Below are 26894 nucleotides of genomic sequence, written 5' to 3'. Positions count from 1 at the left end.
GCTATTTGACCTCGACCACAGTGCCCTGCAACCGCTGCAAGGCTTCGTTCACCGCTTGCGGCATGAGCTGGCGCAGGCAGTTGTAATGACCGAAGCGGCAGGTGCGATCGAAGCACGGGCTGCATTCGAGGCCCAGGCGCACAATCTCGACGTGCTCGGCCAAGGGTGGCGTGAAGCCCGGCGATGTCGAACCGTAGACGGCCACCAGTGGGCGGTTGAGCGCAGCGGCGACGTGCATCAGGCCGGAGTCGTTGGACACCACCGAATCGGCGCAGGACATCAGGTCGATGGCTTCGGCCAGGGAGGTGCCGCCGCTGAGGTTGACCGACTCTTCGCGCAGGCCGGGAATCAGCCGTGCGCGGATGTCTTCGCCGACCGCGTGATCGTTTTTCGAACCGAACAGCCAGACTTGCCAGCCTTCGCGGATCTTCGCTTCGGCGACCTTGGCGTAATGCTCGGACGGCCAGCGCTTGGATTCGCCGAACTCTGCACCTGGGCACAGGGCCAACACCGGGCGGTCGAGGGTCAGGCCGAACTTGGCCAGCGCCGCCTCGCGGGTGACCGGGTCGATCTGCAGGCTTGGCCGTGGATACGGTGTCGGCAGTTCGGCACCGCGCTCAAATGCCAGCGCCATGAAGCGCTCGATCATCAGCGGATAACGTTCTTTATCCAGCGTGCGCACGTCATTAAGCAGGCCGTAGCGGAACTCGCCGCGCCAGCCGGTGCGTTTCCGGATCCCGGCGAAGAACGGCACCAGAGCCGACTTCAAGGAGTTTGGCAGCAGGATCGCCTGATCGTACTGGCCGGCCAGGGATTTGCCGATGCGCCGACGCGTCGCCAGCTCCAAGGCGCCATGGCCGAGCGGAAAGCTCAAGGCCTGACGGACTTCGGGCATGCGCTCCAGGATCGGCCGGCTCCATTCGGGGGCCAGGACGTCGATTTCGCATTGCGGGTGGCGTTGCTTGAGACACTGAAACAGTGTTTGCGCCATCACCATGTCACCGACCCAACTGGGCCCAACGATCAGAATTTTCATGTGGTTTCCATAAACGAACCGGGGAGGCATACGCCTCCCCGCCTCGAGAATCACTGCGGGAGCCTGTCGGCTTGCGATGGGTCATCACCTTCAACATTGCTGTCGACTGTCACTCCGCTATCGCGAGCAGGCTCGCTCCCACATTGGGATTTGGTGTGCATCGTTCTGCGATACAAAGCAGATCTACTGTGGGAGCGAGCCTGCTCGCGAAGGGGCCGTCACATCCAGCATCGATGGCGACTGACACCCCGTCTTCGCGAGCAGGCTCGCTCCCACATTTGAATCTTGTTGCTTCAACTCGCGCGTTTCAACTTAACCCTAGTTCACGCCAGATCCGCAATACCTGCCGACGCTCATCGACAAACTGGTCACCCGGTATCACCCCGGGGTCCTTCTGCAAGGCCTGCCGGTGGGCGGCGGAACGGTAGGCCTTGTAGGCCTCGCGTAGCAGGCTGGCGTCTTCGGCAGGCATCAGCCCTTCGTGTTCCAGCTCTTCCAGAATGCGGATGTTATCCGTCCAGCGCAGCAATGGCGGGTGTGTTTCGGACCACGCCAGGGCCGCGTATTGCACCATAAATTCAATATCGACGATACCTCCGGCGTCCTGCTTGAGATCGAACGGCGCCGTGGCCTCGAAGGCATTTGCCGCCGTGCCGGCTGCGGTGCTCTTGCTACCGAGGTTATCGCGCATCTTGGCGCGCATCTCGCTCACCTCCTGACGCAAGGTCGCCAGGTCCCGGTGCTTGCCCAATATCGCCGCGCGCACCTTCTCGAATGCCTGGCCGACATCCTGGCTGCCCACCAGCACCCGGGCCCGCACCAGTGCCTGATGTTCCCAGGTCCAGGCTTCGTTTTCCTGATACCGGGCAAACGCCCCCACCGAACTCACCAGCAATCCCGAGGCGCCGGAAGGTCGCAGGCGCATATCGACTTCATACAGCTGGCCGGAGTTGGTCTGGGTCGTAATCAAATGAATGATCCGCTGCCCCAACCGGGTGAAAAACTGCGCGCCGTCGATAGGTTTCGCTCCGTCGGTTTCCGCCTGCGGATCACCGTCATGGATGAACACCAGGTCCAGGTCCGAACCATGCCCCAATTCCAGTCCGCCGACTTTCCCATAACCGACAATAATGAAACCCGGATCGCACAAGGTGCCGTCGGTGCGCAGTGGCGTGCCATATTTGGCCACGGTCTGGCGCCAGGCCAGGGCCAGTACTTGTGCGAGGATCGCTTCAGCCAGCCAGGTCAGGTAATCGCTGACTTTCATCAACGGCAGGCTGCCGGCGATTTCCGAAGCGGCGACCCGCAAGCGGTGTGCCAGTTTGAAATGGCGCAGGGCTTCCATTTGCTGTTCGAGGTCGTCTTCGGGAATCCGCGTCAGGCGCTCGCGCAACTCGGCGGCCAGTTCCGGCGCCAGGGGGGGCTTGAACAATCGACCTTCATTGAGCAATTCGTCGAGCAGCAGCGGGAAGCGGGTGATCTGCTCGGCGATCCATGGGCTTGCCGCGCACAAGGTCAGCAAACGGCGCAGCGCGCCGGGGTTCTCGGTCAGCAGCACCAGATACGCCGAGCGACGGGCCACCGCTTCAACCAACGGCAGCACGCGCTCAAGTACCAGATCCGGATTGGCATGCTCGACCGCCTGAGCCAGCAAACGCGGAATAAATGCATCGAGGCGTTCGCGCCCCAAACGCTGCATCGCGCGCAACTGCGGGCTGCTGCGCAAACCGGCCAACGCTTTCAGTGCCTTGGTGGCATCGGCAAAACCGCCCTCTTCCAACTGACGGCAGGCGGCTTCTTCATCCTGGGCCTCTTCCCACAGCGGCAGCCATTCACCGCCGACCACCACTTCGCTTTCGGTGCCTTCCTCTTCATCGGGATCGGCGATCACCTGACCAAAGTGCCAGGCCACGCGGCCTCGCCAATACATAAGCTGCGCATGGAAAGCCTCCCAGTCAGCGAAGCCCAACATAAAGGCAATGCGCGCCTGATCCTGCGCACCGTCCGGCAGCATCTGGGTCTGGCGGTCGGCAATCGCCTGGATCGCGTGCTCGGTGTACCGCAGGAATTCATAGCCTTCGCGCAGCTCGCTGATCACCGCCGGCGGCAGGTAACCCTGGCCTTCCAGGGTGCTCAGTACTTTTAATAGAGGGCGTTGCTGCAGGCTCAGGTCGCGACCGCCGTGGATCAGCTGGAACGCCTGGGCGATAAACTCCACTTCGCGGATGCCGCCCGAGCCGAGCTTGATGTTGTCGGCCATGCCTTTGCGCCGCACTTCCTGCTGGATCAGCTGCTTCATGGTACGCAGCGCTTCGATCGCCGAGAAGTCGAGGTAACGCCGGTAAACGAACGGGCGCAGCATCTCTTGCAGTTGCGCGCCGGCCACTTGATCGCCAGCCACCACCCGCGACTTGATCATCGCGTAGCGTTCCCAGTCGCGGCCCTGGTCCTGGTAATACTGCTCCAGCGCGTTGAAGCTCAACACCAGGGCACCGGCCGAGCCGTAAGGCCGCAGACGCATGTCGACCCGGAACACAAAACCGTCGACGGTCATCGGGTCCAGCGCCTTGATCAGGCGCTGGCCGAGACGAATGAAGAATTCCTGGTTATCCAGCGAGCGTTTCACGCCGACGGTTTCGCCACCCTCGGGGTAGGCGAAGATCAGGTCGATGTCCGATGACAGGTTGAGCTCCACTGCACCGAGCTTGCCCATGCCGAGGATGACCATCTGCTGCGGCTCGCCGCTACGCCGGCCGGTGGGCACGCCGAACTGCTGGCAATGCCGCGAGTACAACCACTGATAGGCCTGATCGATGCTCGCATCGGCCATGTCCGAGAGGTCGCGGCAGGTCTGGACCAGATCAGCCTGACGAGTCAGGTCGCGCCAGATGATCCGCACTTGCTGACGCGTGCGCTGACGGCGCAAGGCGCGACCGAGTTCGTCATCGGTTTCGGCCGCATTCACCGCAGCCGCGATCTGCCCGCACAACTCGCCGGGGGCGAAGCTGCGGTCCAGTTCGCCGGATTGCACCAGCGCCAGCAACATCAAGGGGTCACGCACACTCTGTTCGGTCACGAAATCGCTGGCGGCGGTGACGCGGGCGAATTGCGCCCAGCGCTCAGCTGTCCAGGCAGACAGGCCATGGTCATCTTCCAACTCGGCAACGGCGGTACGGAACGACTGCTCGGCGCGGGTGACAAACGGCAGGAGAATGCCGGGCAGTTCGGCAAGCGGAGGGAGGCTCATGGTCTATCCTTGATCGGCGTGTAGAGGGCGGCATGTAGTGATTTTTCAAAACGCACTACGTGATCGACTGTCGAACAAAGGTTAGAAATAGCTGAAATTTCTTTGTTTTTGGCAGGCAGCATCAAGCTTTCACCTTTTTCGGTTGGCAAAAGACCAACCTTAACGATTATTCTCACAACGCAGCCGGAGGCCACAAGCCGCTCATCTGTAGTTTTACTACTCGTATATACATCCAGATAGCTGAAATGCCCGATGATTTGTAGTAAAACTACACGCCGCCGGAACCTACCACTCGGCAATCCAAGAATTTATATCGTCTGCCCACAAGGCCAGTCGCAAACTCAGGCAACCGATTCTGGAAGCCTTTCCGCCCTGGAGCAAGCCATGCAAGACCTCGATCCCGTCGAAACCCAGGAATGGCTGGACGCCCTGGAATCGGTTCTCGACAAAGAAGGCGAAGACCGCGCTCACTATCTGATGACCCGTATGGGCGAACTCGCAACCCGCAGCGGTTCGCAGTTGCCTTACGCCATCACCACGCCATACCGCAACACCATTCCCGTTACCCACGAAGCACGCATGCCTGGCGACCTGTTCATGGAACGCCGCATTCGCTCGCTGGTACGCTGGAACGCGATGGCCATGGTGATGCGCACGAACCTGAAAGATTCGGACCTGGGCGGTCACATCTCCAGCTTCGCCTCCAGCGCCACCCTGTATGACATCGGCTTCAACTATTTCTTCCAGGCCCCGACCGATGAACACGGCGGCGACCTGATCTACTTCCAGGGCCACACCTCGCCAGGCGTTTACGCCCGTGCGTTCATGGAAGGCCGCATCACCGAAGACCAGATGAACAACTTCCGCCAGGAAGTCGATGGTCAAGGCCTGTCTTCCTATCCGCACCCTTGGCTGATGCCTGATTTCTGGCAGTTCCCGACCGTATCCATGGGTCTGGGCCCGATCCAGGCGATCTACCAGGCACGTTTCATGAAGTACCTGGAAGCCCGTGGCTTCATCCCTGAAGGCAAGCAGAAAGTCTGGTGCTTCCTGGGCGACGGCGAGTGCGACGAGCCAGAATCCCTGGGCGCGATCTCGCTGGCTGGCCGCGAGAAGCTCGACAACCTGATCTTTGTCATCAACTGCAACCTGCAGCGCCTCGACGGCCCGGTTCGCGGCAACGGCAAAATCATCCAGGAACTCGAAGGCGTGTTCCGCGGTGCTCAGTGGAACGTGACCAAAGTCATCTGGGGCCGTTTCTGGGACCCACTGCTGGCCAAAGACGTCGACGGTATCCTGCAACGTCGCATGGACGAAGTCATCGACGGCGAGTACCAGAACTACAAAGCCAAAGACGGCGCGTTCGTGCGTGAACACTTCTTCAACTCGCCAGAACTCAAGGCGATGGTTGCTGATTTGTCCGACGACGAGATCTGGAAACTCAACCGTGGCGGCCACGACCCGTACAAGGTCTACGCGGCGTACCACGAAGCGGTCAACCACAAAGAACAACCGACCGTCATCCTCGCCAAGACCATCAAGGGTTATGGCACCGGTGCCGGCGAAGCGAAAAACACCGCGCACAACACCAAGAAGGTTGATGTTGAAAGCCTGAAGCTGTTCCGCGATCGTTTCGACATTCCGGTTCGCGACGAAGAGCTGGAAAACCTGCCGTTCTTCAAGCCAGAGCCAAACAGCGCCGAAGCCCGCTACCTGAGCGAGCGCCGCACTGCATTGGGCGGTTTCGTGCCACAGCGCCGCGCGCAAAGCTTCAGCGTGCCGACGCCGTCACTCGATACCCTCAAGGCGATTCTTGATGGTTCGGGCGACCGTGAAATCTCCACCACCATGGCCTTCGTGCGGATCCTCGCGCAGCTGGTCAAGGACAAGGAAATCGGCCCACGCATCGTCCCGATCATCCCGGACGAAGCCCGTACCTTCGGTATGGAAGGCATGTTCCGTCAGTTGGGCATCTACTCGTCCGTCGGCCAGCTCTACGAGCCAGTCGATAAAGACCAGGTGATGTTCTACAAGGAAGACAAGAAGGGCCAGATCCTCGAAGAAGGCATCAACGAAGCGGGCGCCATGAGCTCCTTCATTGCAGCCGGTACTTCGTACTCCAGCCACAACCAGCCAATGCTGCCGTTCTACATCTTCTATTCGATGTTCGGCTTCCAGCGCATCGGTGACCTGGCTTGGGCTGCAGGCGACAGCCGTACCCGTGGCTTCCTGATCGGCGGCACCGCCGGCCGGACCACGCTGAACGGCGAAGGCCTGCAACACGAAGACGGTCACAGCCACATCCTGGCTGCCACCATCCCGAACTGCCGCACCTTTGATCCAACCTACGGCTACGAGCTGGCGGTGATCATCCAGGACGGCATGAAGAAGATGACCGAAGAGCAGCAGGACGTTTTCTACTACATCACCGTGATGAACGAGTCCTATCAGCAGCCAGCCATGCCGGCCGGTGTCGAGGAAGGCATCATCAAGGGCATGTACCTGCTCGAAGAAGACACCCGCGAAGCGGCGCACCACGTTCAGCTGATGGGCTCCGGCACCATCCTGCGTGAAGTCCGTGAAGCGGCGAAAATTCTGCGTGAAGAGTTCAACGTTGCCGCCGACGTCTGGAGCGTTACCAGCTTCAACGAACTGCGTCGCGATGGCCTGGCCGTCGAGCGCACCAACCGTCTGCACCCAGGCCAGAAGCCTAAACTGAGCTATGTCGAAGAGTGCCTGAACGGCCGTAAAGGTCCGGTCATCGCGTCTACCGACTACATGAAGCTGTTCGCTGAGCAAATTCGTCAGTGGGTCCCGTCCAAGGAATTCAAAGTCCTGGGCACCGACGGTTTCGGCCGCAGTGACAGCCGCAAGAAGCTGCGTCACTTCTTCGAAGTCGACCGTCATTTCGTGGTGTTGGCAGCCCTGGAAGCCTTGGCTGACCGTGGTGACATCGAACCTAAAGTGGTGGCCGAGGCCATCGCCAAGTTCGGGATCAACCCGGAAAAACGCAACCCACTGGACTGCTGAGGAGACACTCTGTGAGCGAACTCATTCGCGTACCTGACATCGGCAGCGGTGAAGGTGAAGTAATTGAACTGTTTGTGAAGGTCGGCGACCGTATCGAAGCCGAACAGAGCATCCTGACGCTGGAATCGGACAAGGCGAGCATGGAAGTCCCTGCTCCCAAGGCCGGCATCGTCAAAAGTTTGAAAGTGAAGCTGGGCGATCGCCTGAAAGAAGGCGACGAACTGCTGGAGCTGGAAGTCGAAGGTGCCGCTGATGCGGCCCCTGCGGCTGCCGCTGCGCCGGCTGCAAAAGCTGAAGAGAAACCGGCTGCTGCGCCTGCCGCCGCCGCTGCTCCAGCGCCAGCAGCCGCGCCTGCTGCCGCTTCGGTTCAGCAAGTGCACGTCCCGGATATCGGTTCGGCGGGCAAGGCCCAGATCATCGAGATCCAGGTCAAGGTCGGCGACACCGTCGAGGCTGATCAGTCGCTGATCACCCTGGAATCCGACAAGGCCAGCATGGAAATCCCATCGCCTGCCGCTGGCGTGGTCAAGGCCATCAGCGTCAAGCTCAACGACGAAGTCGGTACGGGTGACCTGATTCTGGATCTGGAAGTGGCGGGTGCTGCGGCCCCTGCTGCTGCCGCGCCAGTCCAGGCTGCTGCGCCTGCTGCCGCTGCTCCGGCGCCAGCCGCTGCAGCCCCGGCCGCACCGGTTGCCGATAGCGTCCAGGACATTCATGTCCCGGACATCGGTTCGTCGGGCAAGGCCAAGATCATCGAAGTACTGGTCAAGGCCGGCGACACCGTCACCGCCGACCAGTCGCTGATCACACTGGAATCCGACAAGGCGAGCATGGAAATTCCATCGCCTGCCGCTGGCGTGGTGGAAAGCGTTTCCATCAAGCTGGATGACGAAGTCGGTACTGGCGACCTGATTCTGAAGCTGAAAGTCAAAGGCGCTGCGCCGGCCGCTGCTCCGGCTCCAGCCGCTGCTGCACCGAGCGCTCCTGCTCCGGCCGCCGCAGCACCTGCTGCTCCGGCACCTGCCGCACCCGCGGCTGCACCGGCCAAGCCGGGCGCCAAGGTTCACGCTGGCCCGGCTGTACGCCAACTGGCCCGTGAATTCGGCGTCGAGCTGAGCGCCGTCGGCGCCAGTGGCCCGCACGGTCGCATCCTCAAAGAAGACGTGCAGGTTTACGTCAAAGCGATGATGCAGAAGGCCAAGGAAGCACCGGCCGCTGCTGCCGGCGCAACCGGCGGCGCGGGCATCCCGCCGATTCCGGTCGTGGACTTCAGCCGCTTCGGTGAAACCGAAGAAGTGCCGATGACTCGCCTGATGCAAATCGGCGCGTCGAGCCTGCACCGCAGCTGGCTGAACATCCCGCACGTGACTCAGTTCGATTCGGCTGATATCACCGACCTGGAAGCGTTCCGCATCGCTCAGAAAGCCGTCGCAGAGAAGGCCGGCGTCAAGCTGACCATCCTGCCGCTGCTGCTCAAGTCGTGCGCGCACCTGCTCAAGGAGCTGCCGGACTTCAACAGTTCGCTGGCGCCAAGCGGCAAGGCGATCATCCGCAAGAAGTACGTGAACATCGGCTTCGCCGTCGACACCCCTGAAGGCCTGCTGGTACCGGTCATCAAGAACGTCGACCAGAAGAGCCTGTTGCAACTGGCAGCCGAAGCCGCTGCGCTGGCCGCCAAAGCCCGCGACAAAAAGCTCACCGCTGACGACATGCAAGGCGCCTGCTTCACCATTTCCAGCCTCGGCCACATTGGCGGCACCGGCTTCACGCCGATCGTCAACGCGCCGGAAGTGGCGATCCTCGGTGTTTCCAAGGCAACCATCCAGCCAGTCTGGGACGGCAAAGCCTTCCAGCCGAAACTGATGCTGCCACTGTCGCTGTCCTACGATCACCGCGTGATCAACGGCGCTGCTGCTGCACGCTTCACCCAGCGTCTGAGCAGCCTGCTGGCGGACATCCGCACGATCCTGCTGTAACACCGGCCGGCCCTCCTTCATCGGAGGGCCCGTCGCGTTCCATGTTTTCCGAGCGCCACGCTCGTACCTCAACCCCGCCAATTTGGCGGGGCTTTTTTTGCCTTGAACAAAGTAATTTCCTACAGCCGTGGCTTACACCGCCCACAACTCATGGCGGCTTTCGCTCGATATTTTTTGCCGTTTAATAACTAGGCTTAGTTCGACAGCATTTTCTTTTAAATACTGAAAATCTCATTTGCTTAGTTAACGTTATTTCGAACGGATTCGAACATGTTTAAACCAACTGTCGGCCCCATTATTGGCCACACTACAACTAATCACGTACGTATTTTTTTGCGCGGAGAACATCAAGACAACTCGCTGGTATTTGCCGGCATTCGTTATCGGCGCGCGGGGAAAGAGCGTTGGTCGCAAGGTGTCTTTGCCAAACTGTCGATCTTGCGCGATATGTCCGATGTGATTGCACTCAACAACCTCGACACCGATACCGACTATGAATACCAGGCCGGATGGTTCAGCCCCATGAGCCCGGTGCACACCGTGGAGACCGTTCAGGAACTGCCGCTGCAATGGCCACGGGAGATTTATCGATTTCGCACCCTGTCCAGCAAGGCCAACACACCGAGGGCGTACATCGTCGGCTCATGCCGCTACCTGCGCATGACCGCAGGCATCCCTTCGGCACCTCATCTGGGCGACCGTATTTTTGCCTCGATCACCGAACTTGTGCAGCAGGCCGAGCCGCCCATCAGCGCGATGTTAATGACGGGTGATCAAATTTACGTCGATGATCTGAACGTTATTGCTCCCGACCGGGAATACAAGGAAATACTCAGTAAATATCGCGCGGCGTTTTCCCAACCGAACATCGCCCGATTAATGTCCAACACCTCGATTTATATGATCCTCGACGATCATGAAATAGAAGACAACTGGCCCACCAACGAAAGCAAGGCCGATGCCTATTTATATAAGAACGCCATGGCAGCCTATGAGATATACCAAGCCAGCCACAGTCCGGCGCATGACTTATTACCCAGCGGGCAAGTAAGCCGAAAGTTGGAACAGTATTGGTATCAGTTCGCCGAAGGCGATATTGAATGGTTTGTCACCGACAGCCGAACCCGTCGTAACTTGTCGCCCAATGATCGACGCATCCTCGACGATGAGCAGGAACAGGCGCTGTGCAAATGGCTGATCCACAGCCCGGCCCGGGTCAAGTTCGTGGTCACCAGCGTGATGTTCTACCCCGACCGCAAACTCAACGGCGATGACGCCTGGAAAGCCTTCCCGGAACAACGCCTGAGGTTGCTGGAGACGATTCGCACGCATCGCATCAAGAACGTCATCTTCGTTTCCGGCGATGTCCACGGCTCACTGACCAGCCGCCTGACCCACAGCGAGGATCCGGACTTCGACGTGCACACCATCGTCTCGTCCCCGCTGTGCAACAGCAAATTGCTGCCCTATGCCTCCGAGTCCACCTTCATTCTGAACCAGGCGCTGGCACGTACCGCAGCGGGAGATTATCGACATGAATTGACCAGCAAGGTGGTCAGCGAAGACAACTTTGCTCATCTGGTGGTGGATCGGGAGCAGATTCAGGTCAGTTACCACGACCGGAACGGCCGGCGCCTGCAATCGATCAACATCCCGCTGCACTAAGGAAAATGAAGGCCAAATACATTAGTTTTCGGCCCTGGCTGGAGAAATCCTCGCCCCTGCCGACATATTCTTATAGCACTTGGCCTTCATGTCTCTTGTCAGTCAGTGTCGCAATGATGCAACCTTGCCGCAGGCAACAGTAAAGAGGGCGAGAGCCCGGCGCGATCAGCACATTCGAAGCGAGTTTCCCTCAATGAAAAGCCAACCTGATGCCGCCAGCCGTATGGTGGCCGAGGTAGTGACGCAATTGCCTGTGCCCTCGCGGCTCGGCATGCTGCGTTTCGAACGGCTGAATGAAGCTAGCTGGGCACTCCTGTTTCTCGATCCCAATTGCGAACGACAATTTGGTCTGCCGGCCGTGGAGCTTTGTGCCTTGGTCGACTCGCCTTATGCCAGCCTGATGGAGCCTGAAGCGCGCTATCAACTGCACGACGCGATTCAGCAGCAACTCAGAGAGAGCCCGCATTACCTGATCCGCTACAACCTGCACACCGCCAAAGGCTCCTTGAGCCTGCTCGAACTGGGCGAAGCCTACCGACAACACAATCGACACCTTCTGCGCGGTTACCTGATGGTCGTGGACGGCTTGTTCGAGGGTGAACCGCTGCTGCCGTCGCTGGACCTGGAAACCCAGAACTCGCGCCTGCAAATCGCCCTGGAACTCAATCAGCGCGCCCAGTTGGAACAACTGCAGCATCTGGATCGGGTCCGCGCCCAGCAAGACTTGATCCTGCTGCTGACCCGCCAGCGCTACAGCACCAACAATTCCCTGCAAGAAGCCGCCGAACTGATTACCCGCAGCGCTTGCGACATCTATGAAATCGACTGCGCCAGCCTGTGGAACCTCGAAGGCTCGCTGCTGGTGCCGATCTCGGCCTATCACCGCACCTCCGGGGAATATCAGCTGCCGGAACCGATCGACGTCAGCGGCTTCCCGGATTACCTCGACGCCTTGCACGGCAGCCGCGCCATCGATGCGCACAACGCCATTCGCGATCCGCGTACCCGGGAAATGGCCGAACACCTGCGCCCGCGCGATGTGAACGCCATGCTCGACGCCAGTATCCGCGTCGACGGCCAGGTGGTCGGCGTGCTGTGCCTGGAACAGACTGGCGCGACCCGTGCCTGGCAGTCGGATGAAATCGCCTTCGCCGGCGAACTGGCCGATCAGTTCGCCCAGGTCATCAACAACCACAACCGTCGCACCGCCACGAGTGCCTTGCACTTGTTCCAGCGGGCGGTCGAGCAAAGCGCCAACGCCTTTTTGCTGGTCAATTGCGATGGCGTGGTGGAATACGTCAACCCGAGCTTCACGGCGATCACCCAGTACAGCACCGAAGAAGTCCACGGCCAGCGGCTGTCGGAACTGCCGGCCCTGGAAAACCTCAGCGAGCTGCTGTTCGACGCGCCCTCGGCGCTGGCCAAGAGCAACAGCTGGCAGGGCGAGTTCAAAAGCCGCCGTAAAAACCTCGAACCCTACTGGGGCCAGTTGTCGATTTCCAAGGTCTATGGCGACAACCGCGAGCTGACGCATTACATCGGCATCTACGAAGACATCACCCAGACCAAGCTCGCCCAGCAGCGCATCGAGCGCCTGGCCTACACCGACAATCTGACCAACCTTGGCAACCGCCCGGCGTTCATCCGCAACCTCGACGAACGCTTCGCCCGGGACAGCGATACGCCGATCAGCCTGCTGCTGGTGGACATCGACAACTTCAAACGCATCAACGACAGCCTCGGCCACCAGACCGGCGACAAACTGCTGATCAGCTTGGCCCGGCGCCTGCGCAACAGCCTGAGCCCGAGCGGCAGCCTGGCGCGATTCGCCAGTAACGAATTCGCCGTGCTGCTGGACAACACCGACCTCGCAATGGGCCAGCACGTCGCCAACCAATTGCTGGCGACCCTCGACAAGCCGATGTTCGTCGATAACCAGTTGATCAGCGTCACCGGCTCCGTGGGCCTGGCCTGCGCGCCGCTGCACGGTCGCGATCCACAGACATTGATGCGCAACGCCGGCCTGGCGCTGCACAAGGCCAAGGCCAATGGCAAACACCAGGTCCAGGTGTTCACCGAAGCACTGAACGCCGAGGCCAGCTACAAGCTGTTCGTGGAAAACAACCTGCGCCGCGCCCTGACCCAGAATGAGCTGGACGTGTTCTATCAGCCCAAACTGTGCCTGCGCAGCGGTCGCCTGCTGGGCATGGAAGCGCTGCTGCGCTGGAACCATCCGGAAAAGGGCATGATCCGCCCGGACCAGTTCATCAGCGTTGCCGAAGAAACCGGGCTGATCATCCCGATCGGCAAATGGATCGCCCGCCAGGCCTGCCGCATGAGCAAAGACCTGACCGCCGCTGGCCTGGGCAACCTTCAAGTGGCGATCAACTTGTCGCCCAAGCAGTTCTCCGACCCGGACCTGGTGGCGTCCATCGCCAACATCCTCAAGGAAGAAGCGCTGCCGGGGAACCTGCTGGAGCTGGAACTGACCGAAGGCCTGCTGCTGGAAGCCACCGAAGACACCCACTTGCAGCTCGATCAACTCAAGCGCCTGGGCCTGACCCTGGCCATGGACGATTTCGGCACCGGTTACTCGTCGCTCAGTTACCTGAAAAAATTCCCGATCGACATCATCAAGATCGACCGAAGCTTCATCCACGAAATCCCGGACAACCAGGACGACATGGAAATCACCTCCGCGGTGATCGCCATGGCCCACAACCTGAAACTCAAGGTTGTGGCGGAAGGGATCGAGACGGCCGAGCAGCTTGCGTTCTTGCGTCGCCACCGCTGCGATGTCGGCCAGGGCTACCTGTTCGACCGCCCCATCCCCGGCGCCGAGCTGATCGAAAAGCTCAAGCGCTACCCACGCGGCCCGCTCGTCTGACAGCACACCACAAAATCCCTGTGGAACACCGTAATCCCCTGTGGGAGCGAGCCTGCTCGCGATAGCGGTGTGTCAGTCGCCATCATTGTTTAATGTCCCGCCGCTATCGCAAGTAGGCACGCTCGCACAGGGGTAGTGCGTAACCGGCCGGCATTGGGCAAACTGCGTGTCTGACAATTTACATTCAACCTGACTGAGGGGACTGATGATGGTCTTGCGCTCGGAAATCCTGGTGAACAAAAACGTGCTCCCTACCAAAGAACAAGCTCTGCCCGGCCGTGAAACCCCGATGACCGTGCCGGAAAAACACTTCGTCCACGACGCCCCACTGCTGGGCCCGTTCGCGATGGACGTGGATTTCGCGATCTTCGGCCTGGGCTGCTTCTGGGGCGCGGAACGCAAGTTCTGGCAACGTGAAGGCGTGGTCAGCACGGCGGTGGGTTATGCCGGCGGTTTTACCCCGAACCCGACCTATGAAGAAGTTTGTTCGGGCCTGACCGGCCACAGCGAAGTGGTGCTGGTGGTCTACGAACCGGCCAAAGTCAGCTACGAAGAACTGCTGAAAATGTTCTGGGAATTGCACAACCCGACGCAAGGCATGCGTCAGGGCAACGACATCGGCACTCAGTACCGCTCGGTGATCTATGCGACTAACCCGGCGCAACTGGCTGCGGCCAAGCACAGCAAGGACGTGTTCCAGGCTGAGTTGACCAAGGCCGGGAAAGGCGAAATCACCACTGAAATCGATGAAGCGCCGACGTTCTACTTCGCCGAGGCGTATCACCAGCAGTACCTGGCGAAGAACCCTGAAGGGTATTGCGGTATTGGTGGTACGGGCGTTACCTGCCCGATCTAACTCTCGGGCCCTGAAAAGCTTCGCGGGCAAGCCTCGCTCCTACAGGGATTTATGTCGATCACAAAATTGTGCTCAGATATCGATCCCTGTAGGAGCGAGGCTTGCCCGCGAAGGCGTCCGATCAGACGCCATCAATCCATCTGATCAGCCATCAACTCTCAGCAATCAACCAATCCATCTGCCACCCGCCCTGGGTCTGCCCAAGCTTCTTGGACAACCACGGCAGCAACTCACGCAATTCTTCTTCCAGGCCCCACGGCGGATTCGCAATCGCCAATCCAGAGCCATTCAAACTGTTCGGCGTATCCAGCGGATGCACCAGCAACTCCACACGCAACAACTTCGGCGCGCCCGAGCCGGCCAAGTCCTGATAAAAACGTCGCAACATGCGCTGATCCTTCACCGGGTACCAGATCGCTGCCACCGTCTGCCGCATCCGGCCAATCGCCTCTTTCAGCGACGCCGCGCAACGCTGCATCTCATCGAGCTGCTCGAACGGCGGATCAATCAACATCACCGCCCGCTTCTCCTGCACCGGCAGCATCGCACGCGGCACATGCCAGCCTTCGCCCAGATGTACCTTCACCCGACGATCACCGGCCATGTTGTCCTTGAGCAGCAAACCGTCTTCGGGGTGCTTCTCATTGAGCATCACCCGATCCTGCGGCCGCGTCAGACGCCGCGCCAGCTCCGGCGACCCCGGGTAATAGCGCAACTGGCCATCCGGGTTCATGTCGTGCAGCACTTTCATGTAGTCGGCGGTCAGCGCTGGCAGATCCGGCTGATCCCACAGACGCGCAATACCTTCCAGGTACTCACCGGTTCGGCTCGCCTGATCACCCTGCAGGTCATACAGACCAATGCCGGCGTGAGTGTCGAGATAGGCAAACGGCTGCTCCTTGCGCGACATCAGGGCGATGATGCGGGTCAGAGTCAGGTGTTTGAACACATCGGCGTGATTGCCGGCATGGAAGGCGTGACGATAATTCATGATTGCTCCTGCGAAGGCCGGGAAGTTTACCTTGTACCGAGGCGAACGTCAGGGGTTCGCGGCTGAGCGGGCGTTTGGTCCTGCAATCGCAATCATCCCTGCGCGTCGAAGCCCCAAAGGTTGCGATGTTCTGATCTTGCTCATGTGGCGGGCAACATCAAGTCACACTTTGCCAAAGACCTGCCATCGTGGAGCTTACACATGAGTGCGAAGATCGGACCGACCTAACGCCCGTAAAAATGGAGATTTACATGGGACGGAAAATGATTGGTATCGGTGCGCCTACCTCAACCGGCGGCTCGGTACTGGAAGGGAATGTCGGTATCAACATCGATAGCGCTGTAAGTACCTCTTCCATTGGACACTTGGCAAGTTGCCCAGCCTGCAGCAAAGGAAAAGGCCCCATCATCGCGGTCGGGCCCAGAACCATCACGTTACCGGCCGGATTGGTTGCCCTGGAAGGTGACTACGTTGCCTGCGGCTGCCCTCCACAATCCAACAAGGTGATGTCCGCTCAGTCATCTGTATATGGTGGAGCAGAGCACAACAAAGCAGATTTTTCAGGTATCACTGCCGTGCTCAATCGTCCCAAGTCCATCACCGATATTTCTTTGTCCTATGGCGATGAGCAGATTCCTGTTAAGTCAGTTTCCCGGTTTTACACCGACTTGAATATTCATGTGACAACCTCGGGTTATTTGCCCGGCGAGACGGTTACCGTCAACATTAGCGGCCCCACCGAAAAAGCGCTGACAGGGATAGTCGGGGTCAAGGGCGTAGCCATCATCCCAAATGCATTCGCAAGCGAAATCATTGACATGGAAGGGGAAGCATAATGGCTCAAGTGGTTATCAACGCCGGCGGAGTGTCTTCCAGCATCTCAGTTAAAAGGCCTCGTTTCAGCACGCTATGGAACGCATATGCAGAAGTAGGTAATAAAGGCTCAGTCGAGGTTTACGGACTTGTCGGAGGCGGAGTCGAAGCGGCAAGAGCGGAAAAACCTAATGCTTATGCGAATGCCTGCGCACTGAGGATAAGCAGAGCTTTTAATTACGGCGGATATAAAATCCCCAAAGGCACGATCATACAAAACCAGCCCATCTATCGACTGAGTGGAGCGGACCAGCTTCCCTACATAATGAAGGTGGTCGATTTCCTCGCTTTTCTTAGGCATAACTGGGGCGAGCCCGACCACACGCTGACGCAAACCAATTCAAATTTTATAAATGGAAAAAAGGGCGTCATTGTCATGGAAATCAACGGATGGAGCGACGCGTCAGGCCACGCAACCCTTTGGAACGGGAGCGTTACCGGTGACGACAGTGACTACCACAGGCAAGACAGCCATACCTATGACAATCCAAGGGTAAAGCTGGAAAAAATAAACTTCTGGGAGTTGAAAGGATGACAAGCTCGCGGCTAGTTGTGCTGGCACTGCTACTCGTTTCAGGGCAAGCCTTATCTGCAGAAATCAATATCGATAAGGCGCGAGAAACGCTTAAAGATTATGGATTGGCCAACTGTATTTCCAGCCAGTTCAAGAACGAGTCAGACATCAAATCTGACATTGGACTTGCGATTGGCGCCTACTCGTCGATGGGCAAAGGTCAGCATCTAATCATTCAAAACGAGGACACCCTCGAGGTCACACACGACCCTTACGCAGAAACCGAGAAGTACATGCGTAATGCCTATGCAAAGACCTCGTCCCTCAGCAAGCATTCTGATAAAAAAATGGTTTTTTATGGTTGCCTAGAGGTTTACAACTCCAAGGAGTTCGATGCATTCATTCAGTCTCAGGATCAATACCTGCCAAAGTAGATCATCAAAATGAGTAAGGACGATCCTTCCTGCAATCAAACAGGAAGGATCACTCTTTATTCAGATGCTACGGCAGAGCCCGCAACCGCCGCCCAATCACATCCAGGACATCACACCCATCCCGCAACGGAATGGCACACAGCAGCGCAAAATCACTGAGAATGAACGACTCACACTCAACCGAACCGCGCATCGACATGTTCTCCAGCACCTGCGTGACGGCGCGAATTCGGTAGTTGGCGGCGTCGTATAGAACATCGAGCGGCGCGTGGGTATCAACGAATAGCGTGGGCATGTCGGTGCAGTTGCTGGTGAGGGCCATGAAACGGTTTTTGGGGTGGGGGATTGGTTTTTCGTAGGGTGGATCTGGCGTTAGCGTTGTCATTTGTAAATTCCATGAGTATGAAAATGAGCTGCCAAACGCACCCTCCTACAGGTTTGGGTGGCAGCCATGCGCAGGAGTAGGAGTACCGAGCACTCATGAACCTCGGTCACGCCGAAGCGTGTCCCGCACACAGCCGCCGCGAACGATCATATGGACACGAGTTAAGTGCCGCAATCAAACGACAGAGCTGTTGCATCATGAGAAAGGGCTCCTACACCCTGCCACCACTTGCGCGGTGACAGCCAAAGACTATCCCTGCAACCCATCGCCCACCAGTTCATGGAAGCCGTCACAACTTGAAGGAAACTTCCGATGAGTTTGCCCGGAAAATTCGTAAGAATTACGAGATCTTTAAACAAGACGTAAACATTCCGTAGTGCTGGCAATCGGTATTGAGAATGCCGACGCGTGGGATTCGAGACTGATAGGCGCTACCTTCTCCATCACCAGCTGGACTGATCTTCAAGACTTGCTTTATAAAGATCATCTTTCCACTCCAAGCTTGCCAACGCGTATATATCCTCAAAAAAACCGCGAGAATCTACTATCTCCGTCTCATCCCACGCGATAGTAATGCATTCATCGTAGTCGCTTTCAAACTGTGTAGAAAAATCAAACTCCCTATCGGCCAACGCCCCCTCAAGAATTTTAAATAGAGCGAACCGGTGTCTGTAACTTAGGTAGCCCAAACCACGCAGCACGAACGTTCCAATTAATTCACATCGTTCCCGACGAAGATTAGGATTATATTTCCTAAGGACCTCTCCTAATCCCTCCTCCCGATCATAAATCTCAAGCCCCCCTAAAACATAAGAAAGTCGAGGTTCCCAAGGTAGGCTTACATTTTCAAATGGAGATTTCAAAATCTGTTACTCGCTTTTATCTCGGACAAGCCGTAAATACGCGCCTAGTATTATTTTTATCAAACCTCGTTTCCACCTCATTCATAACCTAAGCATAAAGGGGACGAATTTATTTATTACTCTTGAGAATCCCGACGCGTGGGAGCCCAGACTGACAGGCACCACCTTATCCATCACCAACTGTCCCGATCTTCAAGACTCGCCAAAAGAAGATCTTCCTTCCATGCCTCCTGAGCCAACATATAGACATCTTGAAGAAATCCACGGGGATCCTCCAATGCATACCACTCACCACGCGGCCAACTACCTGCATCTTCTTCATCTATATCAAACAAACTCTGAAAATCATAAGACGCATCGCTTAACTTTTCCGCTAGAAAACCCATGAGCACGAACTTATGTCTATAGGACAGATAACCTAAATTCAAGCTGTATCTTTTGATCAGCTCCGCTCTGTCAAAGCGATCATTAGGATCAAACACTTCCAGTTCCGCGCCCCGAGTTTCCTCACGATCATAAACATCAAAGACGCCAATAAACCACATCAAATCGGGTTGAAACTCTTCATTTAAAAATGGATCTCGCAACATCATTTTCTCTCCGAAGGAAAACCAGTAAAAGGCCGTAGCACATTATCCTTATCGAACTTAACTTCAAACCAATTCAGATCTTCATTTAGTGTTGGGTTACGAGCGTCTTTCTTGTTCGGTTTATAACCACGCCCGGCCCCAGGAAGCTCCATCCTTACGATCGGATTCTTATGTTGGTCCTTCCCTGTATGCGGGCTCAAACCTAACGCTTCCCTTGTCATAGCTTTATTCAATGCCCCCAAATGCATACGCCAGTTTCTGAATTGAGAGCTCAAGTTCCCTCTAGCGCCTTTCGGAACTTCACCGGTATGAGGGTCGGCCCCATTATCTGCTCGTTGTTTGAGCGCTTGGTCCGGTATTTCTGAACTGTGTTTTTTAACCGTGTGCATGTCATATTTTTTTTCCATTTCCTCAACACGCCGCTTCGCATTCGCCTCCGCAAGGTCATCAATCCGCGCCCTCCGCTGATCACCTGTCAGCTTCGGCAGCGCCGGCTCACCCTCATCAACCCTAACGCCAGCCGTATCATCCGGCGCCCCACACCCAGTCTTACCCGACTGCGGACAATTCCCGCTCAACCCCAACGGATCAACCCACCCCGTCGGGTTCGGCGTGTACTGGTACTGATTCAGCCCACCCGCCAACTTGACCGGGTCCGGCGTCAGGTACCGTCCAACCTCCGGATCATAGTACCGATGCCGGTTGTAATGCAGGCCGCTCTCGGCATCAAAATACTGCCCCTGAAACCGCAACGGCTGTTCAAGTTGCTCGCCCCCGCCGAACGTCTGGCGCGTGACTTTGCCGTAGGCGTTGTACTTCGCCGACCAGACAATCTCGCCACCAAAATCAGTCAGTTCCTGCGGCGTGCCGAGGTGGTCGAGTTGGTAGTAGAACGGGCAGGCCTTTCGCGGGCCCTTGCCGTCGAGCATGGCCAGCGGGCGGAAGCTGCCGGGTTCGTAGAGGTAGCTGCGGTAGTGTTCGCGGCTGCTTTCGGCGATGAGGTTGTCGCCTTGCCAGAAGAACTCGGTGGTTTTGCCGTCGACGGTTTTGGCGATGCGGCGGCCGAAGGCGTCGTAGCGGTAACTGGCGGTGCGGCCGTCCGGGGTCGTGACGCCGAGCAATCGGTGCTGGCAGTCGTAGCGGTATTCGGTGACGAGTTTTTGCGCGGTGCCGCGACGTTCACGAACCAGGTTGCCGAAGGCGTCGTAGTCGTAATGGCGGTCGCCCTGCATCAGCAGTCGATTGCCTTTAACGGTCGCCAAACCGGGCCGGTCCTGCATCAACAGGTTGCCGGCGGGGTCGTGGGCGAAGGTTTCCGGTGGGTCGTCGCGGGTGTGACGGACGCGGGTCAGGCGGTTGAGCGGGTCGTATTGGTAGTTGCGTTGGCCGTGACGGGTGTCGGCGATGCTGTCGAGATTGCCATTGGCGCTGTAGGCATAGTCGCGGCGATACAGCGTTTGGTGCTGCTGTCTGACAGCGTGGGCCTTCAAGCGGCCTTGATCGTCGTAGGCATATTCGCTGAGCAGTTGGCCTTGCTGACGTTGCTGCTCGTGACCAAACGCAAATTGGTGGCTGGTCAGCCGCGCGCCGTTGAGGTCGATGGCGGTGAGCGCGCCGCCCTTGGCATGGTGGTAATCGAGTTTGCTGCCGTCCGGCAGACGCAGGCGATTGAGTTGGCCGCAGGCGTCGTAGCCATAACGCAGCGTGCCCCAACCCTGATGCTCGGTGATCAGCCGATCCTGTTGGTCGTACTCGAATTCCAGCGGATGGTCGTGGCCATCGTCGACGCCAATCAGTCGGCCGAGGCTGTCGTAGCGGTATTCGACCTTGAGCCCGTCGGGCAGGGTTTTGACCAGCAGTCGCCCGGCTGAATCCCGCTCGTAAGCGGTGATCAGCTGCGAACCGTCAGCGCCGTACTCGGTTTTCTCCAGCAGATGGCCGTTGAGGTCGTAGGCATACGCCGTGCGTTGTCCGTCGAAGCCGGTTTCCTGTCGGATCAATCCGCCGGGGGTGTAGTCCAGCTGATATTTTTCGCCGGATTCGTTTTCGATTTCCGTGAGCAACAGCTGCGCGTTGTCGTAGCGGTACTTCAGCTGGGTGCCGTCTGCATTGAGGCGGCGGCTGACCAGGTGCAGGTCGTCGAGGTATTCGTAGCGCGTGATGCGGCCGAGTTCATCGCGTTCGGCAGTGATTTTTCCGTAGGCGTTGTAGCTGTAGACGCGACTGGCACCGGTAGGAAGAATCGTCTGGATCAGTCGGCCAACAGCGTCCCATTGCGACTTCGTGACCGCGCCGTTTTCGTCCTGACGGGTAATCTGCCGCCCCAGCGCATCGTAGGAAAACCGCCGTACGCCACCGTCCGGCAGCGTCTCTTCGACCAGTTGCCCCAGGCCATTCCAGACGAAGACATGCCGACTGTTGTCCGGGTAGCGGATCGACAGCAACTGACCTTTTTCGTCGTAGTGATAGTGGGTGACATGGCCATCGGGATCGGTCGCTTCGGTGACATCCCCCTGCGCATTGCGCTGATACTTCCACACCGCTTTGCCGCGATAGCGTGCGTGCAGGAAACCGTTGCGATACTCGTAGGCCGTTGGCTCATCTTCTGGCGGAATCAGCGCCACCAAGCGTCCGACTTCGTCGTAGCGGTATTCGGTGACCGCGCCGAGGGGATCCTGCTCGGCAATCAGCCGACCCTGGTCGTCGTAGGCCTTGAGGTGTTCACCGCCATCCAGTTCGACCTTGCGCACCAGCCGCGCCCGGTCGTCGTGGACGTAAACCTCTTCGCTGCCGTCGATGTTGTGGACGGTGACGCTGCCTTGGTCGTCCCAGGTATACCGCGCGTCCATCTGCGCAAACGACGCCCAGTGGCGGATGCATCGGGCGGCCTTGCCGGACCTTTCCCACTCCCAGAAGAAACTCGCCCCACCGGCCAATTGCCGCTGGAGAATGACGTGCTGATCGTCGTAGTCGTAGCGCTCGCTTTCGCCGGCGGCATTGGTGGCCTCGATGAGTCGACCGCGTTCGTCGTAGCGGTAACCGACCAGTGTTTGCTCGGTCTGCCAGGCTTCGTCCAGGGTTTGGGCCGGGGCGAAAACCTGATAATCGACGGCGACCAAGTGACTGCATTCATAACGCAATAACAAGGCGCGGCCGGCACCGTTGTCGAGACGCCGAATGCGGCCCTGACGATCGCGGGTTATGCGCAGGCGGTTGTCGTATCCGTCGCTGATCGCTGTGAGAAAACCATTACGAAAATGGTAGAAACGTGACTCGTCGCCGGCGACGGCGAGGATCAATTCTTCGGGTTCATTGCCAACGTAAATCGCGGCGCGCGACAGGCTGTTATGAATCGCCGGGCGTTCAGCGGACGGCAGCGGGAACGTTGTGCGACGGTTCTCGTGGTCGATCCAGATGATGGTGTCGCCGTCGATTTCCAGTCGATGGGAGAGCGAATGGCTCCAGCCAAGTCCGAGACCGCAGTCGATTTCGGCAGCACTGGTGCGATAGAGCCGGGCAAAGTCAAACGGCAGAATGCCGTCCAGCGAACCGTCGATGAGGGTCAGCAGTTCTTCGCCGGTAACCATCGACACCGGGCATTTGTTGGTGGCGGTTTTATCGACGGAATCGGCACTGTCGCCGTTGGGGTTTTTCGCCTGATCCGGGACGTTGTCGTGGTGTTCGTTTTGTTTGAGTGTGGTGTTGCGTTTGGCGTCCCAGCGCAGTTGCATGCGACCTTTTTTCAGGCCTGCCGCTACACCGCGTGCGGCCACTTTTTTGTAGCGGTCGACGTAGGTAATGAAGCTGTTGGTGATGTTGAAGATGGCTTTGACGAAGCCCACAACAGCGTCGACGACTCGGGCGCCGTAGTTGGCAAGGCGCATCCCCAAATAGGCAACGCCTGCGCCTGCGCCCGCAAAAGTCAGAACAAGCCCGATCAGGATATCGATGAGCAGTTGCACCACCACGGTTGAAAGCGCTTCGGCAGTTTTGCCGGCGATTTCACTGGGGGGCAGCATCTCCAGCCAGAGGCTTGCCGTGCGCAGCAACAGACAAAGGGCCGCTTCATCGCTGAACAGCAGCTGGACCTTTTCCATTGTTGCCGGGAGTTTCTCTGCCAGTTCGGCAAGCTTGTCGGCCCCATCGCCCAAGCGGCCAACGAACTTTCGGGGATTCTGGAGAATGTCCGAGAGCAGGCTGATGCTGTCCCAGACACCGGTAATCGCCGCCCAACTTCCCGCGAGTATTCCATTACCGGCGGCCGCAAATGTCGACTGCGACCATTGCGGCTTGAACCCTTCCCACTCGTTGCGCAGCCAACTGTCCAGTTCTTGGGTCAGGCCATCGTAAGAGGAGAACAGGTCTTCGATTTGATCCGATGAAACGTCACTCTGGACATGAACGCGATAGAACTTGCCAGGCGTGCCTTCGAACTGTCCCTTGCCATTTTCGTCGAGCGGGACCGCGGTGCTCTCACCCCCGTCCATGGCGATCACATCGACCTGAATATTCCCCAGCGGGATGTCATAAACCGACTCAAACTTGCTCTCGATCTCCAGAATTCCGTTCGCAGGACACTGTGCCAAACCCGAGAGAAAATCATCGTCGCGACTGCTCACCGCTGTCGTCGAATCGCCAAGCTTTATCAGCCGCTCCATGCCCATCAGCGAAGGCATGTCCATCGACCGGCTGATCTTGTCCGCATTCCGACTCAAGAAACTGCCGAGCTGCTCGCGATACAAAACCAACGTGTCTTTAAAACCGTCGAGCTCCTGCTCGATCCGCACAATCTGGTCCATCAGTTCCGCTCCGCCATCAGGTAATCCGCCAAGGCTTGTTTCGATGCTTGAGGCAGGTCCGGCGTCTTCAGAAAGGTCGCAACCTTGTGCCGCAATACACGCGCCGAAAACGCCTCAAAAAGATCAGGACGGTCTTCGCTCAACCACTTCATCAAGTTGTTGATCCGGGTTGTCGCGGACTCGGCGGCGAGGTCGTCGAGCAGCGATTCGGACACTTCCCACCACGGAAAAACCCTGGAGACTTTCAATGCGCTACCGCCGATATCGAGCGGCTGCCCATTGATCAAACAGCGGTCAAGCACAGGCATTAATTGCGTTGGGTTCACGTCGGCAGACTGAAGAATCGGCAGCAAATAACGCCCATCCCAGAACCGAAAAAACACCGCACTGCCGTTGGGCAAAAGCACTTGTGTAAGGCTGCGCAGATGTTCGACCAGCGCTTCCTGAGACGCAGAAGAAACCGCCAGCCAACCCCAATCACGGGACTCTGTCGTGGCGACCCACTGCAGAAACTCACTGCTTGCGGGAACGATTCCTACATAGGGCATCACCGGTTCCCACTCGGCATAGGTGGTGTCGGCCCAGATCGGGCTCGGTGCTTGGGCCGGGGTCGAGAGCTGCCAGGCTTTCATCGGCTGCGACGCACTGGCGTTGCCGAAAATCGCGAACAACTGCTGTCCGGGTTTGAGCGGTTGGCGTTCCAGCCAGGCGTGGGGTGACATGCGATCAGGCGGCACAGACACCGTCCTTGCAGCGCTCGCATTCTTCGCAGAACGGCGCGTCGCTTTGCAGGCTCATGACCTGTGCGGCGCTCAGCAGGGCGGCCGGGGCGGCGACGAGTTTCAACGGCGTATTGGGCGACACGGGCGTAGCGGCCATAGACGGCATCAACGCGCCCCCGACCTGAATCGGAACGCTGCTGAAAATCCCGCCAGGACCGATGTTGATCCACTGCCCGCCCGCCTGAATCGTCGCGCTGGCACCGCCGTCGATCACCACTTGCTGACCGGCGCTGACGTGAAATTGCTGACTGGCGTTGAGCGCCTGACTGGACACGCGGATGTGCCGGTCGCCCATCACCAGCAAGTGATCGTCGAGCTTCACTTCGGCCTGGCGCTGGCCGTGGGTGATGCGTTGCTCGTCAGCCTTCAGCTCATGGCGAGCGGTCCCCGTGACGACAATGCTGCGCTGGTTATCGACCTGCACCTGCTGATCATTCAACACGTGCTGGGTCCAGTTTCGCTGGGCGCGCAGGTAGATTTCCTCGGCGCCTTTGCGATCCTCGATGCGCAATTCGTTGTAACCGCCGCCGCCCGGACTACTTTGGCTGCGGAAAATGCTGCGGGTCTTGTCGGCGGGCAGATCCAGCGGCACCGGTGTTGCGGCGTTGGGCAGGCACCCCATCACCAGCGGTTTGTCGGCATCGGCGTCGATGAAACCCACCAGCACTTCCATGCCCACACGTGGGATCAGCACGCTGCCGTAATGGTCGTGGGCCCAGCCCGTGGCGACCCGTAACCAGCAACTGGAATGCTCATTGAGTTGACCGTCGCGGTCCCAAGCGAGCTGGACCTTTACCCGGCCGAACTCATCGCAATGGATTTCGCTGTCGACAGGACCGGTGACCACGGCAGGTTGGTAGCCGAGCATGCGCGGCTTTTCCGGTCCCAGTGGTGGACGAAATGAAACATCCCACGGCGTCGCCAGAAAGGTATTGCGATAACCCTGGAAATCATCCGGATCATCACTGGTGGCCGACTCCTCCAGCACTTGCGGCTGTCGGCCACGGTGTTCGATTTCAGTGATCAGCCACAGGTCGTTCCACGCCTGACGCGGGTGCTCGGCGAGGTGCAGGAAATGTCCGCTGACCAAGGCAGAATCGTCGCCACGACCTTCGGCCTGACGGAAGTCTGCGTTGTGCCGTTCCAGCGCTCGCTGTGTCAGCTGTTTGCCATGCTCGCGGTCAGTGAATTGGCCGGGAAAGTGGTAATCCTCCAGCACCGGACGCTGTTCGTTGTCGACCCGGTTTTCCAGGGAGAGACGCGGTTTCTGGAAGTCGTAATCGCGACGGGTGACCGCCGTGGTGCGGGTCTCCAGACGCACGTTGAAACGCTTGATGGCCGGCGCGTCCGCCGCCATGCCACTGCCCGGCAAGTACAGCGTCGGCTCAGGCAGGCGCGGGAATACTGTCTGATCATCGCCAAACACCAGCAGATGTCCGTCGGGGCTGTGCTGGAAGTGGTAATGAATGCCGATCTCGGCACACAGGCGCTGGATAAACGCGAGGTCGCTTTCGGCGTATTGCACGCAGTATTCGCGCGGTGAGTAGTCGCTGCCGAGCCGGAACTCGAAGGCATCGCGCTGGATGCCATGGTCCTTGAGGACCTGCGCGATGATCGCTGGCACGCTTTGGTGCTGGAAGATTCGCTGGTTGATGCGCTGACCGAGGTAGGCCAGTCGCGGTACGAGACTGATTTGATAGCCCGTCAGACGTTTCCCGGAATCGCTTTGACCGACGCGAAAGATCTGACCGTGTACGCCAGAACCTTGTGCATCGAAACTCAGAAACGCCTGACGATGCAGCAGGTTTTCGAGCTCGATGTCTGGCCGGTCGCTGACCAGTTCCAGATCGAAGCGGTAGGGTTGGCTGATGGCTTCCGTGCCCGTGAACTCAAGCACCTTGAGCTCAATCTGGACGCCGTCGATCGTCAACGTGAAACGCGGTTGATTGGCAGGAGCGAACATCCG

18 protein-coding genes are annotated in these 26894 nt (G+C 58.5%); 8 read left to right on the top strand and 10 right to left on the bottom strand.

Annotated elements, in window-relative coordinates:
- Position 1 precedes the first annotated feature (1 nt).
- The 3 genes from waaF to RHP74_RS02680 all read right to left on the bottom strand — a co-directional run bounded on the left by waaF (position 2) and on the right by RHP74_RS02680 (position 4432).
- Positions 2–1036 carry a lipopolysaccharide heptosyltransferase II gene (gene waaF, locus RHP74_RS02690; protein ID WP_077747647.1) on the bottom strand — a complete coding sequence of 345 codons (1035 nt, stop codon included), beginning with the start codon at positions 1034–1036 and terminating at the stop codon, positions 2–4.
- Positions 1037–1343: 307 nt separating this feature from the next.
- Positions 1344–4283, bottom strand: coding sequence for a bifunctional [glutamate--ammonia ligase]-adenylyl-L-tyrosine phosphorylase/[glutamate--ammonia-ligase] adenylyltransferase (gene glnE, locus RHP74_RS02685; protein ID WP_010464304.1), 2940 nt, complete (start codon positions 4281–4283; stop codon positions 1344–1346).
- Positions 4280–4432, bottom strand: coding sequence for a hypothetical protein (locus RHP74_RS02680; RefSeq protein WP_158080544.1), 153 nt, complete (start codon positions 4430–4432; stop codon positions 4280–4282). The genes glnE and RHP74_RS02680 overlap by 4 nt, the downstream gene beginning before the upstream one ends.
- Positions 4433–4667: 235 nt before the next feature.
- Here RHP74_RS02680 and aceE point away from each other — a divergent pair, with 235 nt between their 5' ends.
- From aceE to msrA, 5 genes are all read left to right on the top strand, one after another.
- On the top strand, positions 4668–7313 hold the full coding sequence (gene aceE / locus RHP74_RS02675; protein WP_010464306.1) for a pyruvate dehydrogenase (acetyl-transferring), homodimeric type: 2646 nt from the start codon (positions 4668–4670) through the stop codon (positions 7311–7313).
- A gap of 11 nt (positions 7314–7324) precedes the next feature.
- Positions 7325–9289, top strand: a complete 1965-nt coding sequence (gene aceF / locus RHP74_RS02670; protein ID WP_311097669.1) for a dihydrolipoyllysine-residue acetyltransferase — start codon at positions 7325–7327, stop codon at positions 9287–9289.
- A gap of 270 nt (positions 9290–9559) precedes the next feature.
- Positions 9560–10954: an alkaline phosphatase D family protein gene (locus tag RHP74_RS02665; protein WP_311097667.1), complete on the top strand. Its 1395-nt coding sequence runs from the start codon at positions 9560–9562 to the stop codon at positions 10952–10954.
- Between the two features lie 193 nt (positions 10955–11147).
- Positions 11148–13841: a GGDEF and EAL domain-containing protein gene (locus RHP74_RS02660; RefSeq protein ID WP_010464311.1), complete on the top strand. Its 2694-nt coding sequence runs from the start codon at positions 11148–11150 to the stop codon at positions 13839–13841.
- Positions 13842–14049: 208 nt separating this feature from the next.
- Positions 14050–14697, top strand: coding sequence for a peptide-methionine (S)-S-oxide reductase MsrA (gene msrA / locus RHP74_RS02655; protein WP_154912021.1), 648 nt, complete (start codon positions 14050–14052; stop codon positions 14695–14697).
- A gap of 151 nt (positions 14698–14848) precedes the next feature.
- On the opposite strand, the gene RHP74_RS02650 is transcribed toward msrA, so the two are convergent.
- Positions 14849–15688 (bottom strand): 23S rRNA (adenine(2030)-N(6))-methyltransferase RlmJ, encoded by an 840-nt coding sequence (locus RHP74_RS02650; protein ID WP_077747642.1) that lies wholly within the window; start codon positions 15686–15688, stop codon positions 14849–14851.
- A gap of 251 nt (positions 15689–15939) precedes the next feature.
- Here RHP74_RS02650 and RHP74_RS02645 point away from each other — a divergent pair, with 251 nt between their 5' ends.
- The 3 genes from RHP74_RS02645 to RHP74_RS02635 are packed head-to-tail and all read left to right on the top strand — an operon-like array spanning position 15940 to position 17509.
- A complete protein-coding gene (locus RHP74_RS02645) occupies positions 15940–16524 on the top strand; it encodes a PAAR domain-containing protein (RefSeq protein ID WP_010464316.1) in 585 nt (194 codons plus the stop codon).
- Positions 16524–17096 carry a type VI secretion system amidase effector protein Tae4 gene (locus RHP74_RS02640; protein WP_311097663.1) on the top strand — a complete coding sequence of 191 codons (573 nt, stop codon included), beginning with the start codon at positions 16524–16526 and terminating at the stop codon, positions 17094–17096. The genes RHP74_RS02645 and RHP74_RS02640 overlap by 1 nt, the downstream gene beginning before the upstream one ends.
- The gene (locus RHP74_RS02635; RefSeq protein ID WP_010464320.1) at positions 17093–17509 is read left to right on the top strand and encodes a T6SS amidase immunity protein Tai4 family protein; all 417 of its coding nucleotides are present in this window, start codon (positions 17093–17095) and stop codon (positions 17507–17509) included. Before RHP74_RS02640 ends, RHP74_RS02635 begins: the two co-directional genes overlap by 4 nt.
- A gap of 67 nt (positions 17510–17576) precedes the next feature.
- Here the strand turns inward: RHP74_RS02635 and RHP74_RS02630 are convergent, their stop codons facing one another.
- The 6 genes from RHP74_RS02630 to RHP74_RS02605 form a co-directional block, all read right to left on the bottom strand.
- The gene (locus RHP74_RS02630) at positions 17577–17894 is read right to left on the bottom strand and encodes a hypothetical protein (RefSeq protein ID WP_102593644.1); all 318 of its coding nucleotides are present in this window, start codon (positions 17892–17894) and stop codon (positions 17577–17579) included.
- Between the two features lie 443 nt (positions 17895–18337).
- On the bottom strand, positions 18338–18757 hold the full coding sequence (locus RHP74_RS02625; protein WP_311097661.1) for a hypothetical protein: 420 nt from the start codon (positions 18755–18757) through the stop codon (positions 18338–18340).
- Positions 18758–18930: 173 nt separating this feature from the next.
- The gene (locus RHP74_RS02620; protein WP_049870740.1) at positions 18931–19350 is read right to left on the bottom strand and encodes a hypothetical protein; all 420 of its coding nucleotides are present in this window, start codon (positions 19348–19350) and stop codon (positions 18931–18933) included.
- Positions 19347–24146 carry an RHS repeat-associated core domain-containing protein gene (locus RHP74_RS02615; protein ID WP_311097659.1) on the bottom strand — a complete coding sequence of 1600 codons (4800 nt, stop codon included), beginning with the start codon at positions 24144–24146 and terminating at the stop codon, positions 19347–19349. Before RHP74_RS02615 ends, RHP74_RS02620 begins: the two co-directional genes overlap by 4 nt.
- Positions 24146–24883 carry a DUF4123 domain-containing protein gene (locus RHP74_RS02610; protein ID WP_311097657.1) on the bottom strand — a complete coding sequence of 246 codons (738 nt, stop codon included), beginning with the start codon at positions 24881–24883 and terminating at the stop codon, positions 24146–24148. Before RHP74_RS02610 ends, RHP74_RS02615 begins: the two co-directional genes overlap by 1 nt.
- Positions 24873–26891 (bottom strand): type VI secretion system tip protein VgrG, encoded by a 2019-nt coding sequence (locus RHP74_RS02605; RefSeq protein WP_311097654.1) that lies wholly within the window; start codon positions 26889–26891, stop codon positions 24873–24875. Before RHP74_RS02605 ends, RHP74_RS02610 begins: the two co-directional genes overlap by 11 nt.
- Positions 26892–26894 lie beyond the last annotated feature (3 nt).

This window comes from Pseudomonas sp. SG20052 (assembly GCF_031766055.1).
Classification (GTDB): Bacteria; Pseudomonadota; Gammaproteobacteria; order Pseudomonadales; family Pseudomonadaceae; genus Aquipseudomonas; species Aquipseudomonas mandelii.
This window is presented reverse-complemented; position numbering and strand designations above follow the sequence as displayed.